Origin of the sequence: Dictyobacter alpinus, assembly GCF_003967575.1 — a bacterium.
Lineage (GTDB): Bacteria > Chloroflexota > Ktedonobacteria > Ktedonobacterales > Ktedonobacteraceae > Dictyobacter > Dictyobacter alpinus.
The window spans coordinates 2,996,464-3,012,280 of the sequence record NZ_BIFT01000001.1; the positions used below are offsets into that span (position 1 = coordinate 2,996,464).

The window sequence follows — 15,817 nt, forward strand, 5'->3', positions numbered from 1 at the left end:
CTACATTGCCTACTTGCCCATTTTCAGACGACTTTGATAAGCACGCCTGATATGAGTAAACGCCTCACGTTCCTGACCGATCTCCTCCAATAATTGTGCATAGAGTACTGATTCATTAGCCAACTCTTCATGGCTCTCAAGTCGCTCCAGCATATCCAATCCGGACACAAAATGTTTGCCGCCCTCATCATACTTATTGCTGGCATAGCCAATTCGACCGAGAACAATCAATGTATCAGCCATAATAAGCGTATCAGCGAAAGGCTGTGCACGTTCAAGAGCTTCCAGAGCCAGTTTCTTGGCCGTCGCCAGATCATCTTGCATGAAATGCCATGCCGCCCGGTGAGATAGCAAGCTCGCTTGCGTCAACATATCCTGCTTAACTCCCGGCGTGTCCCATGCTTGATCCAGATAAGCCTGTAATCGTGTACTATCATTTTGTATAATAGCGTGACCCAGGTAATGATAAAGCTTACTGCGTAAGTGCTTCATCATATCAAGGTTACGCAACTGAGTACTTTTATAAGCATACAACGTCGCTAATTCAGTATCTTTTAATGAAGCATAATACTGACAAAGATTGGTGTAAGTAGCTTGAATACTTTTTGAGGTAGTAAATTCTTCAGTAATAGTGAGAGCTTTATGAAACACTTCGAGCGCATCCTCAAAGTCTCCGAGGCGCGTATAGTGTTGTCCCATCTGAATATAAATTTGCGCCACAAAGAAAGGATCCTGAAGTCCACTCTCTTCCAACTGATTCAGGCAGCGTTGATGAGCCAACAAAGCCTGAGCGTAGTTACGCATGGCAGCATAAGTCAATGCTAACTGATGAAGAATGCGCAAATGTAGATATTGAGCATTCAACTCCTTCGCAATTTGAATCGCTTCAGAGAGTACATATTCACTCTCTTGATATTTTGCTGCCTTGTAATAAGCCCAACCCACTAGAAAGCGTTGCTGTAATTGATGAGAGCGTTTCAAGCGCCGGGTTGAGATATGTTCGAGTAGTGTGACTGCAGATGTAACGTCTTCTTGTATAATTAGAATGTGGGCATCGAGTAAGCTTAACTCGACCTCATCTTCCTCCCGTTCACTTAAAGCTGTAGCCGCGCTGGTTCGTTCTTCTTGCTGAGATTTATTTGGAAGGAGTTGAGTCGAGCTCAGACCTAGGCGCGCAGCAAGAATTTCTAAAGCGCGAAGTGAGGGGTGAATCTGACCCCGTTCTATGGCTGAGATGTAACTAACTGAGAAATCAGGAGCTGCAAGCTGGCTCTGAGTGTAATGTTGGGTTATTCTTGCCGCCCGTAATTTTTCCCCTACTGATTTGCCAATCTTACTTGATGGTTGCTCAGGGGACATGTTGACCTCCTAAATGCAAAGTTTTTTTTATTAGAGAGTCAATAAATACACAAAATCCTGGTCAAATGTATTGTAAAATACACTTATGTATAATGTCAATATGTTAGTGCAATCTGCATTCAAAACATACTGTTAAATGCTAGCTTGTGTTACACGTAAATTTATTAAGTTACGCCTTTAATGAAGATTTAATCAGTGCATGCTTCGACCTTGAGAATGATGAAATCCTTAAAATGATAGTACTACATATTCAAGCTATCATGCTAGCAGTTCTTTGTAGCTACACTTTTACTGCTTGCTTTTGCTACAATTGATGCTCAGAAAAAGTCCAATGGTTGCTCACATAGCAACCTTGTAGTAAAAATAGCATAAGAAATAGTGTAGATGCTTTCGATTAAAATAAACTGCTATTTTACACAAGTTATACGTATGTTGAGCTTGATTTTTCTACATTTATTCGCTAACGCGCCAGAATGTAGGTAATAGAAGGTAGCGACCAGGCACATGTTATATATAGAGTGAAGGACTGAAATTGCTGGTTTTATCGGAACAATTTTAGTGTAGATGGGAATGTGAATGTCATCTTTGTTGACAGAAATGTCATGTTTTTTAACAATATTGTTAGCTTTATGTGAGAGAAAATTGTTAACATGTTAGCAATTTGGGATAAATAAATGTTGTCTGGCATATGGCTGGGATATTGCCTGTTAATTGTATAATCAGCTATAAAATAGGTGTATGAGTGTGGCGCTTATGGTAAAGTTGGCTGGCTGAAAAATGGCTCTGTCTGGGGTGTATAAAAGTACTATTACTTTGTCAAACTTCGCTTGATGGGTTGCTCGCCCGCTACGCGGTCGAGGAGGGAGGGGGGAGCCGGGGGCACAGCCCCCGCGCCCCCAGTCAAGGGGCTGGCCGCCCCTTGCATCCCCGCTATTCCATCAAATGATATCTGAGAGACTAGTGACCTGGTATAGGGGAGATATCGGGGGCACAACTCTCGATCCTCCAGTCAAAGGGCTGGTTGCCTTTTCCATCAATTGGATGTTGTTTTATAGGATGTGTAAAATCTGGTATTTTGAGGAGTGCGCGCTATGTTTCGTTTCTTGACGGCGGGAGAGTCGCATGGACCCTGCTTGACGATGATTGTGGAAGGTTTGCCGGCTGGATTGACGGTGGAGAAAGAGGTTGTGGATGCTGACTTGCGTAGAAGGCAAGGTGGTTATGGACGTGGCGGACGTATGAAGATTGAAAAGGATGCAGTACGCTTCCTTTCAGGTGTACGTCATGGTAAGACGTTAGGTTCACCTATTACATTGCAGGTAGAAAACCTTGATTGGGTGAATTGGGAAGAACGTATGAATGCGGAGCCGGTAGAGGCAGAGATGGAGCCGGTGACACGGGTACGTCCAGGGCATGCGGACTTTACTGGATCGATCAAATATGGTCATGATGATGTAAGAAATGTGATTGAGCGCTCCAGTTCACGCGAAACGGCTTCGCGTGTGGCTGTAGGTGGGTTGTGCCGTCAATTTCTCGCCCAATTTGGTATTGAAGTTCACAGCCATGTTCTTTCTGTCGCTGGTGTAGGTTATGAGACTCCTCGTGCCATGACCAGGGAGGCCTATCCAGACGAGATGTGGAGTGCCGTCGAGGAATCTCCCATGCGTACTGCTGATGCTACCCTGACCGAAAAAATGATTGCACGCATCCTTGAGGCCAAGCGAGATGGTGATACCTGTGGCGGTGTATTTGAGGTGGTAGCTTTTGGCGTACCCATTGGACTTGGAACGTTTAGTCAGTGGGATCGTCGGCTAAGTACCCGTGTTGGCATGGCTATGATGAGCATTCCTTCGGTAAAGGCCATGGAGATTGGCGCTGGTTTTGAAACAACGCGCACGACTGGTTCACATGTTCACGATGTCCTTCGTCATGGGGAAAATGGTAACTGGTCACACCTCACGAATAATGCTGGTGGGATCGAGGGTGGCATTTCGAATGGGGAGCCGATTGTGGTTCGTGTTGGTGTAAAGCCTATTCCTACGCTGGCGCATCCTTTGCCTTCGGTAGATCTGGCGACGGGCGAGAATATTGATCAAAGCCGTTATGAGCGTAGCGATGTCTGTGTCGTACCAGCGGCAGGTGTCGTGGGAGAGGCGATGATGGCTATTGTGCTGACAGAGGCCGTACTCGAAAAATTTGGTGGCGATAGCATTGAGGAGACGCTACGTAATTATCGTGGTTATTTGCAATAATAAGCTCCATTGTTAGTGCTTACACATTATACGCTCTTCGGGCGTATAATGTGTAAGCACTAACAATGTTCTCGGAAATTTGATGATGTAGATAGGGGGAGGGGTGCTATGCTCATTACTGTGAGTATTCGCAGGCTGGCTTATATGTTTGTCTTGCTCTTTCTGATGTTGAGTGGAGGGTTAGTTTACTGGCAGGTTATCGTCGCGCCATCTGTGACCGCTAATGTCCATAACAGGCGTCATTGCATGCTGCAGAATGCACCGGTACGCGGTAAAATTCTGGATCGTAATGGCATTGTGCTGGCTGAATCGCTACCCGACAAAAATGCACTATGTGGTTATGTACGTCATTATAGTGAACCATCCCTGGCTGGCTTGATTGGCTATTATGTGCCTGAGTATGGTTTGATCGATGGTATCGAGAAGCAATACAGCAAAATTTTAAACGGTGAAGAAGATCATTTGCCCCTTGATGAGTTAATCAATCAGACGTTGCATCGCCATTTTATTGGGAATGATATTTATCTCACCATTGATGTACGCATCCAACGCAGCATCAACCGCATCTTTACCCATTATCAGCCCGCAACCGACCCATTCTATCGAGATCCCCACTTCAAAAATATGGTTTATCCCTCCAGACGTGGTGCAGCCATTGTATCTAATCCTCATAGTGGAGAGATTCTAGCTATCGTTAGTGCGCCAGGTTATGATCCTAATCTAATGGTCCAAACCCTCTCCCGTAGCGACCTTTCCTATTTTAATAAAATCAATCGAGATCCGGATCAGCCGTTCTTGATGCGCCCACTCAAAGCGCGCTATGCTCCCGGTTCCACTTTTAAGACGGTAACTTTGATGGCGGCTCTAGATAGTGGGATAACCTCATTGGACCATCCCTGGTCGCAACGCGAGGCCATGGGCCCTCTCTCTTATGAGGGCAGGCGTATTCTGGGAGATAATCTAGGCTATGGACTTTATACTTTTCATTTTCCCATCACAACGGCATATGCCTATTCAAACTCGGATAATATTGTTTTTGCACAATTAGGGGTGCGTACTGGAAGGGAAACCTGGCTGGAGTATACGCGACGGCTCTATATTGATCAGGAACTTGCCTTCGATCTGCCAGTTACACATAGTAGTGTGCAAAATGCCGATAAAAAACCATTATCAATCTTACAATTGGCCAGTAATGCGTTTGGACAAGGTGTAGATAATGTAACCCCTCTGCAGATGTCGCTGGTAAACAATACCGTTGCTAATAATGGTATTTTGATGCGCCCAATGGTCATCGCGAAAATTATGGATAAAAACGGGAATCCAGTAAAAATCTTTAATCCGCAAAGTTTGAATACGGTGGTAAGTAAAGAGACTGCTTACCAGATTCGTCAGGCGATGAATGGGGTAACAACCTGCGGTAGTGGCTGGCGTATTAATTCGCTCTTTAGTTCTTCAGACGCGATCATTGGCAAAACCGGAACGGCCGAGGTAGGAGGAGGAAGAGCTGCGCACAGTTGGATGATAACTCAGGCTCCTTTCTGGTCGGATGATCCGGAGCAGATGCCCGCTTTGAGTATTGTGGCTATGCGCGAGAACGCAGGGGAAGGAGCCTATGCTGTTGGTCCTGCGATCTGGCAAATGTATCGCGAAATTTTTCGTCAGGGCTATATCAAAGCAGCCCTACCGCCCAGGAATAATCCTTACATATATTGTCCCAGTCAAGGCTTATGGCAGCTACGCACCTGATAGAATTTCGGACGTGTAAAAGGGATATAGATGGTGATTATGTATACAGGCTACTCTTGTTCGAGATTTGAGTTCTGCTCTTGTTGCAGAATAGTCCAGCAATTATTGCAGTAACCGGCAGCGACCAGACCAAGAGAGATGCCATGAAACTGATATTGCTTTTGTAACTGTTCATTTAAGTTGCCAAGCAATTCCTGATCCAGATGAATGGTAGCGCGGCAGCGGCGGCAAATCAGATGGTGATGAGCATGACCTTCAATCGTCTCGTACATAGGTTGCTCACCGGGTAGATGGCTCTCATGGATCAGATCAACACTTTTGAGTAGATCGATTGTGCGATAGATAGTGGAAAGACTCACATATGGATTTTGTTGTTGGACCCTCTCCAAAATCTGGTCGATACTTAAATGACCTCCGGCTTCCTGTATGACACATAAAATCATATGGCGCTGTGGTGTTAAGCGATATCCATGTTGGCGCAATATGGCATTGCTGGCTTGAATAAAAGGTTGCATACAGTTTCCCATCGGTGCTATGTACTAAATATAGTGTAGTACACGTATCCTAGCATGCACAATGGTGGCCGTCAACGTACCTTCTCGATGCTGATTTAACGCCATGTGCAAATTTTATCCCTCACACCTCGCGCTTACATCGCTCGCTTGTTATTGAGGAGGAACATGGTGAGGCGGTCGCGACCGCCTCACCATGTTCCTCCTCAATAAGGGTGAATATGTGAACAAGGGTGAATATGTGAACAAGGTTGAAGAATATGTGGAAAACTTGCACATGGCGTTACTTATAAAGCTGGATAGTTAGAAAATGATAGCTTTTCAAGTGCAAGAAAAGACTGGCCTGGCGTTTATTTCTTATAAAAATACTCTGCAAATTTATAGAAGGTAAAGATATGGTACACTGGGAACATCGGTATCTGCTGGGCACAATGGTTTTCTCCGTTGTCGGCAACGTGATCCGTGATTTTGATGAAGAGTATGAGGCATGGCGCTGGTTGGAAAGTGAAGGCTGGGGATTGGTGGCAATTGAGCCGCCTGATCCAGTACGTCCGGGTGCTTGTAAGTATTACTTCAAGCGGCAAAGTCCCTCCTTTGCCAGACCAGCACCAGTCACAACCCCCCATCCAGTTATTGATGAAAGACGAAGAAGCAGGCATTTATGACACTTTCTGATTCCTGGCGTTCCGCATTAGATCCACAACGTGTAATGGAGATGGATGTGGTGCGCTGGCAAGATGAAGACGCGGCATCCTGTGATGAGCATTTGACAGTCGAAGAACCATTCGAGGTGCGCCTTGGACATCAAAGTCTGGCTGTGATTATGCGCACACCTGGACATGATATAGAACTGGCACTAGGCTTTCTATTGACGGAGGGCATTATTCAAAGTGCCGAGGACATCCTTTCGGTCCAGAATGATCAGGATGAAGATGGGTTGCCACTGGCCAATGTCGTAAATGTTACCTTGCGACATGCCACGCAGCAAGCCGCTATGCAGGCTCATCCAGCGACCTTTGAACGTCACTTTGCGGTATCCGCAAGTTGTGGCTTATGTGGCAAGAATAGCATCGCAGACCTTATGCTCACCGTTCCTGCTTTAGAGCCCGACCAGCTACAAATCTCAGCTGAAACCTGTTATGGTTTGGCCGATCAACTCAATGCCCAGCAAGCGGTTTTTCACCATACTGGTGGATTGCATGCGGCCGGTCTTTTTACCTCTCAAGGAGAACTGCTGACATTACGTGAAGATATTGGTCGTCATAATGCTGTAGACAAGGTAATTGGCTATGGTTTATCAAATACATTATTCCCCTATAACGAACACATACTTATGGTAAGTGGTCGAACATCCTTTGAGATCATTCAAAAAGCCTTACTGGCGCGTATTCCTTGTGTGGCTGCGATTTCTGCGCCGTCAAGCATGGCCGTTGAACTGGCAGAAAAAGGAGGCATTACCCTGATAGGATTTTTGCGTAATCGTTCCATGAATGTCTATACACATCCTGAGCGCATTGTCGCACGGTAGCATTTTAAAATAAGCCAGCGTGCTGATGAGCAAGACTCCGCATGCTCTTGTGAGTACCCCAGGATATAAGATATAATTCGGCCTATGCATAACGATACAATTGCTGCTATCGCCACTCCTCCCGGTGTAGGTGGAGTTGGTGTCATACGAGTGAGTGGAAGTGATGCGTTTGAGACCGTATTACCGCTCTTTAAGCGCCCCGGTGGCGCAACCGCCCTTCCGCCCTCACATAAATTAACATTTGGGCATATCATAGATCCACAAAGCCAGGAAGTATTGGATGAAGTCCTGGTGGCATTTATGCATGCTCCACACACCTATACCCGTGAACACGTCGTTGAAATTCAAGGACATGGTGGCCCACTGATCTTACGACGCATTCTGCGCGCAGTCCTGGCGCAGGGTGCACGAATGGCTAATCCCGGTGAGTTCACCATGCGCGCCTTTTTGAATGGACGCCTGGATCTTGCTCAGGCTGAAGCGGTCATGGACCTGATTGAATCTGAAACTGAAGCTGGACAGCGTTTAGCCCTGCAACAATTGCAAGGGCGTGTGTCAGAGCAGGTACAGCAGGCGCGCCATACAATACTTGGTGTGATTGCCCGTATTGAAGCGAGCATTGATTTTCCTGAAGACGATATTCCAACGCCACAGGCTCAAGAGCTCAGTCCATTAATCGCAGATGCGCAGAAGCAAGTTTTGCTCTTGTTATCCGGCGCGGATCAGGGAAAGCTCTATCGCCAGGGATTGCGTACCGCCATCATTGGTCGTCCAAACGTTGGAAAGTCCAGTCTCTTAAATGCTTTTTTACGCACTGAGCGCGCTATTGTTACGCCGATTGCAGGCACCACCCGCGATACTGTCGAAGAAGTTGCAAATTTGCGCGGCATTCCGCTCCACCTGATTGATACCGCAGGCATAACGCCAACAGACGATCCTGTTGAGCGCATTGGCGTCCAGAGAAGCAGGACAGCGGCCGAAAGTGCAGATGTTGTACTATTGGTCTTTGACGCTTCTGAACCATTAACAGAACAGGATCGGCTGGTATCGGCAGAAGTTCAGGCCATGGGGTTTAAAGTCCAGACTCCTGATGAAGAAGCAACCGCCCGCAAACGTCCAGTTGTGATAGTCCTGAATAAGTCAGATCTAGAGCAAAAGCTTGAAATCGCTGAACTAAAACAGCTCTGGCCAGAGGGAGTATTTATTAACACCTCTACCCTTTCTGATGCAGGACTTCAGCACCTGGAGAATATACTGGCCGAGCATGTACTGGCAGGCCGAAAACTGTATAGCGAAAGTGTGCTCATCACCAGTACACGCCATCAGGAAGCTTTGAGGCGAGCCAATGAGCATCTTGAGGCTTCATATAGCTCACTGGAACAGCAGCTACCACTGGATTTTGTTTCCATTGATCTACGGGCCGCCTATGACTCATTAGGTGAAGTTACCGGCGAAACGGCCAGCGAAGACTTGCTAGACAAAATCTTCAGCGAGTTCTGTATCGGCAAATAAGCCTGTCTTGGAGAAAAATAGAGGTAAATGTAGACGTGAATATTCTTAAGAATATCTTAGCCACCTTAAAACAGCCCCGCAACGCAACTATAACTATAGCTGCCGTGATCTGTGTAGTCCTGGCGACACTGTCTTACCATCTGGTGAGTGCCTCACCCGAGCAACAATTAAGAGCCGAGGTAACGCCAACAGCTAAAGTTGTTCCTACCCCTACACCAACCCTGGCAACGCCGACCAAGGTAAACGTCAAGCCAACGCCAACGCCACTTATTCTACCAGGCCAGGATAGATCCAAAATCCTTGGCATCGCTGGTGAGCCAGGAACCAACTATGCCAGTATTCCTTGGATACGCTTGAGTCATCCAAGCTGTGGTTGGGGCAACCTGCGTGGTAATGTATTGAAGAAAACCATCCAGGATTATCACCATAAAGGTGTGCGCATACTCTTCTCTATTTGCCAATCCAATAGCGCCAGCTTATATGATACGGCAAAATTTGACGATGCGGCCAGCGCTTATCCAGACGCTGTGCAGTGTGGTAATGAGCAGATGAAGCAAGACGCATCAGTCTCATTTTTATATGTGCCCCCGGATAAATTTGCTAAATTCTATGATCTCTGTGAGCGTGCAATTCATAAAGTCCGGCCATCAACACCTGTTATTCTCGGTTCGCTGGATCCCCATGTTGCGGGTGCTGATTATCAACTCCTCGTGAATCAAGCCAGCTATTTAGACCAGATGCAGGCGGCAATGAATAGCAGCGTGCATCCAGGGGGAAACTGGAACTGGCGTAACCAGATCATTGGCCTGATTGATAGCTGGCATAATGGTTGGGCAGGGGCAGATAATCTGAATGGCCTTTTTGATTTCTGGTCCCAACAATTTCAGCTCGATAAAGGGCAATTGGGTAATCACCTATGGGTAATTGAAGGCACAGGTTGTTTTAAAGGCTGTGGTATTAATACTGATAGTGCATATGAGTTGGCCGTATCGCATATATTGACCTTAATTTCTGATGTTAATGTTGCAAGGCAATATAAAGTACCCTTCTTTTACTTTAGCGGAAGAGACTTTAAGGACCAGGGTCTTGTCTGGCCAATTGGTATTCTGGATCTACAAGGCCGCCCTAAGGCTATTCGTCAAGACTTAGCTCCACAGGCACGTACACTCAATCTCACCTGTGGCAATAAGACCGTGAACGTTTCCGATCAACTACAACTATTATCCAGACTCTATAGTGGCTGTGCATTACCCGATAACTACATCAACATACTGAGCAGTTAACTAACTCCATGTGCAGGGATATGCAACCATCATGCTGGGACGCCCCGAACCCCGGCGAGGCCTGCCTCGCCGGGGTTCGGGGTGTCCCCGAATATCTCCTTTTCCCCTCCCGCCGTCAGGCGGGAGGGGCTTTTTATACTATTCTATAGAAAACATTGACAGCGCTAATGCCGCATGGCATAATAACCCACGTCACACAGCCAAACCCAAAAACAGCCTCCTTACACTTTAAGAGGCTGTAAAATTTGCCAGATCAAAAAAAAGATCCAGCAAAAAGCCTTGACAAAGCTGATTTTAAATGTTATATTATTTTGGCTGCCGCAGAAAGCATTTTGAAGTTAGTATCTCTACAAAAAGATACCCTCAGGGATTCAAATTCCCCGCAGTGAAAATGTTCAATGTAAAGTCTACAAGTCTTTTTTTGTTGAGCATTTGAACAAAGCGTCGGAAAGAGAAAAAATGAGGCAAGGAAATCTCGTTAAGAAAGTACTTGACAAAGAACTACAGATATGCGATACTGCTGAAGCTGAAGCGAACTTAAAAAAAGATCGCGAAGTACCTTGACAACTGAAGAGTGGAAAGCAGAACAGCAACTGGAACACATGAATAGGTTTCACGTTCCTGTCAATTCGATCCCGGACGTTCGCGTTCGGTGATCACACAATAATCTGCGAACAAATTACAGCCAATGTTGTAAGACTTGGCCTTGATCGCAATTCTCATGCAATTTCTTCACCCTCGTTGAGGATGAATGAATCATAAAATTGGATGGCGAGTTTGATCCTGGCTCAGGATAAACGCTGGCGGCGTGCCTAACACATGCAAGTCGAACGCCCTGCGCAAGCAGGGAGTGGCGGACGGGTGAGTAACACGTGGGCAATCTACCATCAGGTGAGGAATACCGGCGAGAAATCGCCGACAATACCGCATATGCTCGCAAGAGCAAAGCTCGCAAGGGCGCCTGAGGATGAGCCTGCGCTCGATTAGTTTGTTGGTGAGGTAATGGCTTACCAAGACTGCGATCGATAGCTGGTCTGAGAGGACGATCAGCCACACTGGGATTGAGAACGGCCCAGACTCCTACGGGGGGCAGCAGTGAGGAATTTTCGTCAATGGGGGCAACCCTGAACGAGCAACGCCGCGTGCAGGATGAAGGTTTTCGGATCGTAAACTGCTTTTCTCTGGGACGAGAACGGACGGTACCAGAGGAATCAGCCCCGGCTAACTACGTGCCAGCAGCCGCGGTAATACGTAGGGGGCAAGCGTTGTCCGGATTTATTGGGCGTAAAGCGCACGCAGGCGGTCAGATCAGTCTGGGGTGACAGTCGTCGGCTCAACCGACGAAGTACTTCGGATACTGTCTGACTTGAGGGCTTCAGAGGGACACGGAATTCCGGGTGGAGTGGTGAAATGCGTAGATATCCGGAGGAACACCGATGGCGAAGGCAGTGTCCTGGGAAGTACCTGACGCTCAGGTGCGAAAGCTAGGGGAGCGAACAGGATTAGATACCCTGGTAGTCCTAGCCGTAAACGATGACCACTAGACGTTGGGGGTATCGACCCCTTCAGTGTCGCAGTTAACACAGTAAGTGGTCCGCCTGGGGAGTACGGTCGCAAGATTAAAACTCAAAGGAATTGACGGGGACCCGCACAAGCAGCGGAGCGTGTGGTTTAATTCGATGCAACGCGAAGAACCTTACCAAGGCTTGACATGGATTTGCACCAGCCGTAACTGGTTGTCCCTTCGGGGCGGATCCACAGGTGCTGCATGGCTGTCGTCAGCTCGTGTCGTGAGATGTTGGGTTAAGTCCCGCAACGAGCGCAACCCCTGTCGTTAGTTGAATTTCTCTAGCGAAACTGCCATTTTAAAATGGAGGAAGGCGGGGATGACGTCAAGTCAGCACGGCCCTTACGCTTTGGGCGACACACACGCTACAATGGTCAGGACAAAGAGTTGCGAACTCGCGAGAGGGAGCCAATCTCGTCAAACCTGGCCTCAGTTCAGATTGGAGGCTGCAACCCGCCTCCATGAAGTTGGAGTTGCTAGTAACCGTAGGTCAGCACACTACGGTGAATACGTTCCCGGGTCTTGTACACACCGCCCGTCACACCACGAAAGTTGGCAACACTTGAAGCCGCTGGGCTAACTCGCAAGAGGGGCAAGCGTCGAGGGTGGGGTCAGTGATTGGGGTGAAGTCGTAACAAGGTAGCCGTACCGGAAGGTGCGGCTGGATCACCTCCTTTCTAGGGAGCTTTGGTGGGTGTCTTTCTTTCAAAGAAAGACGTTTATGCTCATCACACTTCCAGGTCGAACAGGACGACGAAAGTATTCATCCAGCAGTTGGGCTGGTTTCCACTCTCCAGATGTTGGGGTCAACAGGGCCACGCTACGGCGTTGTACCTGCCAGCATCGCACCTTGACAACCAAATACCGTATATCTTCAATTTTGCTGAGCCATGATAGGTCAGCCAGAGTTGAAGCAGAGGATCGCTGTTCTTTCTCGCAAGAGAGGGAACGGTAAACAAGCATTCACAGAACAAACATGATGAAGAGAAGAGAACAAGCTACACAGAGTACGAGGTGGATGCCTTGGCGCTAAAGACCGAAGAAGGACGCGGAGACCGGCGAAACGTTTGGGGGGAGCTGCATACAAGCCATGAACCCCAAGATTCCGAATGAGGCAACTCCTCCAGAGTGATGTCTGGAGACCGCCTGCTGAACACATAGGCAGTGACGGGGGGCAGCGGGTGAACTGAAACATCTCAGTAACTCGACGAAAAGAAATCAACCGAGATTCCCGTAGTAGTGGCGAGCGAACCGGGAGGAGCCCAAACCAATCATCTTTCGAGATGGTCGGGGTTGTAGGACCGATAACAAGCAATGACGAACTACTTGAACGCGTTGGAAAGCGCGACCAGAGCGGGTGAGAGTCCCGTAGAGGACGGTTTGTTAACGTGGATCGGTATCCTGAGTACCACGAGGCACGTGAAACCTTGTGGGAAGCTGGGGGGACCACCCTCCAAGGCTACACATCTTTAGCGACCGATAGCGAACAAGTACCGTGAGGGAAAGGTGAAAAGCACCCCGAGAGGGGGATGAAACAGACCCTGAAACCACGTACTCACCAGCAGTCAGAGGCCACTGTTCCGTTGCGGAACTAAGGGCTGATGGCGTGCCTTTTGTAGAATGATCCGGCGAGTGCATCGTCGTAGCCTGGTTAACCAGCGTTAAAGCTGGGGAGCCCCAGGGCAACCGAGTCTGAACAAGGCATATGTTGCGGCGATGCGACCCGAAACCGTGTGAGCTATCCATGAGCAGAGTGAAGCGGATGTGACAGTCCGTCGAGGCTCGAACCCACCAGTGTTGCAAAACTGGGGGATGACTTGTGGATAGGGGAGAAATTCCAATCGAACACGGAGATAGCTGGTTCTCCCCGAAATGTATTGAGGTACAGCTGTATGAAACACTATCCTGGAGGTAGAGCACTGAATGAGCTAGGGGCCAAGTGCTGGTTACCAAACTCAACCAAACTCCGAATGCCAGGACAGCATGCATGCAAGTGAGACGGCGGGGGCTAAGCTTCGTCGTCAAAAGGGAAACAGCCCAGACCATCGGCTAAGGTCTCCAAATCCTTTCTCAGTGTCAAAGGGGGTCACAACGCCCAAACAGCCAGGATGTTGGCTTAGAAGCAGCCACCATTTAAAGAGTGCGTAATAGCTCACTGGTCGAGTGTCGTGGCACCGACAACGTATCGAGGCTTAAGAGAGGTACCGAAGCCATGGAATCCTGTTTTGCAGGATTGGTAGGGGAGCGTTCTGGAGCAGAGAAGCCAGACCGTGAGGACTGGTGGAGCGATCAGAAGTGAGAATGCCGGAATGAGTAGCGTCATGTCTGTGATAACCAGACACACCGAATGCCTGAGGGTTCCTGGGCACCGTCAATCGTCCCAGGGTGAGTCGGGTCCTAAGCCGAGGACGTTATAGTCGTAGGCGATGGCAAGCAGGTTGGACATTCCTGCACCGGAGAAATTTGTGATGAGCAATGGGGGGACGCGGTAAGGAAGGTGAGCCCATCGATTGGACAGGATGGGTCTGTACGGCGAAGTGCGAAACCGAGGAAAATCCCGGTTTCCTGTGCATGACACGTGCAGCGAGCGGACGCAAGTCTGCGGAAGTCATTGGCCCCTACGCCGCCGAGAAAAGCCTCTCGCCAGAATCTTCTCCGCCCGTACCGCAAACCGACACTGGTAGGCAGGGGGAAATCTCCCCAGGTGATCGAGCGACCCTCTGTTAAGGAACTCGGCAAATTGACCCCGTACCTTCGGAAGAAGGGGTGCCCTAGTAGCGAGCCTGCTTGCAGGAGCGTGAGGGGGTTGCAAGAAATTGGCTCAACCGACTGTTTACCAAAAACACAGGTCTCTGCGAACGCGAAAGCGGAAGTATAGGGGCTGACTCCTGCCCAGTGCCGGAAGGTTACGAGGAGCGGTGTACGTAGCTGCGAATCTAAGCCCCGGTGAACGGCGGCCGTAACTATAACGGTCCTAAGGTAGCGAAATTCCTTGTCGGGTAAGTTCCGACCCGCACGAAAGGAGTAACGAGTTGAGCGCTGTCTCGACAGAGGACTCGGCGAAATTGAAGTACCCGTGAAGATACGGGTTACCCACGACAGGACAAAAAGACCCCGTGGAGCTTTACTACACCTTGACCTGGAAACGAGTTGAAGCGTGCGTAGCATAGGTGGGAGTCGGAGAACCTTTCCCTTTGGGGGAGGGGGAGACAACAGTGAAATACCACTCTCGTTGCGGTTTGTTTCTCATACGTCACCGTGAGCCGGGACGTAGACAAGATCAGGCGGGTAGTTTGACTGGGGCGGTCGCCTCCCAAAGAGTAACGGAGGCGCCCAAAGGTTCCCTCAGGGTGGATGGACATCACCCGTAAGAGTGCAAAGGCAGAAGGGAGCTTGACTGCAAGACGGACAGGTCGAGCAGGGACGAAAGTCGGGCTTAGTGATCCCACATTCCCGAGTGGAAGGAGTGTGGCTCAACGGATAAAAGCTACCCCGGGGATAACAGGCTTATCTTGCCCAAGAGTTCACATCGACGGCAAGGTTTGGCACCTCGATGTCGGCTCGTCGCATCCTGGGGCTGGAGTAGGTCCCAAGGGTTGGGCTGTTCGCCCATGAAAGCGGCACGCGAGCTGGGTTCAGAACGTCGCGAGACAGTTCGGTCTCTATCCGTCGTGGGCGTAGGAAAATTGAGGGGCGTCATCTCCAGTACGAGAGGACCGAGATGGCTCGACCGCTGGTGCGCCAGTTGGCCCGCCCGGGCCAGAGCTGGATAGCTATGTCGAGAAGGGATAAGCGCTGAAAGCATCTAAGCGCGAAGCCGCACCCAAGACGAGTTTTCCCACTTTCTTCGGAAAGTCAAGATCCCAGGAAGACGACCTGGTAGATAGACGACACGTGGACACCTGGTAACAGGCGCAGCGAAGTCGCCCTAATGATCGTACGGCTTGTTTCACATAGTATCTTCATCGTGGACCTCGCGTGAGTGCTTCTCAGCTTCAATCATGGCTGACCAGTGACTCGGCAAAATTGAGGATATACCGTATTGTGGTTGTTTATAA

General features: G+C 48.9%; 8 protein-coding genes and 2 rRNA genes. 8 read left to right on the forward strand and 2 right to left on the reverse strand.

Annotated elements, in window-relative coordinates:
* Nucleotides 1-9 precede the first annotated feature (9 nt).
* Nucleotides 10-1,359, reverse strand: a complete 1,350-nt coding sequence (locus tag EL633_RS11885; RefSeq protein WP_126627386.1) for a helix-turn-helix domain-containing protein — start codon at nucleotides 1,357-1,359, stop codon at nucleotides 10-12.
* A 1,091-nt stretch (nucleotides 1,360-2,450) separates the two neighbouring features.
* Between EL633_RS11885 and aroC the strand changes: the two genes are divergently transcribed.
* Together aroC and EL633_RS11895 are read left to right on the forward strand one after the other, a co-directional pair.
* Nucleotides 2,451-3,611, forward strand: a complete 1,161-nt coding sequence (gene aroC, locus EL633_RS11890; RefSeq protein WP_126627387.1) for a chorismate synthase — start codon at nucleotides 2,451-2,453, stop codon at nucleotides 3,609-3,611.
* Nucleotides 3,612-3,719: 108 nt separating this feature from the next.
* Entirely contained in the window at nucleotides 3,720-5,357 is a 1,638-nt protein-coding gene (locus EL633_RS11895; RefSeq protein WP_126627388.1) for a penicillin-binding transpeptidase domain-containing protein, read from the forward strand.
* Nucleotides 5,358-5,407: 50 nt separating this feature from the next.
* On the opposite strand, the gene EL633_RS11900 is transcribed toward EL633_RS11895, so the two are convergent.
* Complete coding sequence (locus EL633_RS11900) at nucleotides 5,408-5,872, reverse strand: Fur family transcriptional regulator (RefSeq protein WP_161982095.1); 465 nt, start codon at nucleotides 5,870-5,872, stop codon at nucleotides 5,408-5,410.
* Between the two features lie 392 nt (nucleotides 5,873-6,264).
* On the opposite strand from EL633_RS11900, the gene EL633_RS11905 reads away from it, so the two are divergent.
* The 6 genes from EL633_RS11905 to EL633_RS11930 all read left to right on the forward strand — a co-directional run bounded on the left by EL633_RS11905 (nucleotide 6,265) and on the right by EL633_RS11930 (nucleotide 15,711).
* Nucleotides 6,265-6,534 carry a hypothetical protein gene (locus EL633_RS11905; protein ID WP_126627390.1) on the forward strand — a complete coding sequence of 90 codons (270 nt, stop codon included), beginning with the start codon at nucleotides 6,265-6,267 and terminating at the stop codon, nucleotides 6,532-6,534.
* Nucleotides 6,531-7,397 carry a formate dehydrogenase accessory sulfurtransferase FdhD gene (fdhD, locus tag EL633_RS11910; RefSeq protein WP_218027469.1) on the forward strand — a complete coding sequence of 289 codons (867 nt, stop codon included), beginning with the start codon at nucleotides 6,531-6,533 and terminating at the stop codon, nucleotides 7,395-7,397. Before EL633_RS11905 ends, fdhD begins: the two co-directional genes overlap by 4 nt.
* 84 nt (nucleotides 7,398-7,481) lie before the next feature.
* Entirely contained in the window at nucleotides 7,482-8,909 is a 1,428-nt protein-coding gene (gene mnmE / locus EL633_RS11915; RefSeq protein WP_126627391.1) for a tRNA uridine-5-carboxymethylaminomethyl(34) synthesis GTPase MnmE, read from the forward strand.
* A 35-nt stretch (nucleotides 8,910-8,944) separates the two neighbouring features.
* A complete protein-coding gene (locus EL633_RS11920) occupies nucleotides 8,945-10,192 on the forward strand; it encodes a hypothetical protein (RefSeq protein WP_126627392.1) in 1,248 nt (415 codons plus the stop codon).
* A 765-nt stretch (nucleotides 10,193-10,957) separates the two neighbouring features.
* A 16S ribosomal RNA gene (locus tag EL633_RS11925) occupies nucleotides 10,958-12,436 on the forward strand.
* A 314-nt stretch (nucleotides 12,437-12,750) separates the two neighbouring features.
* A 23S ribosomal RNA gene (locus tag EL633_RS11930) occupies nucleotides 12,751-15,711 on the forward strand.
* The 16S and 23S rRNA genes sit together here, the layout of an rRNA operon.
* Nucleotides 15,712-15,817: the final 106 nt, after the last annotated feature.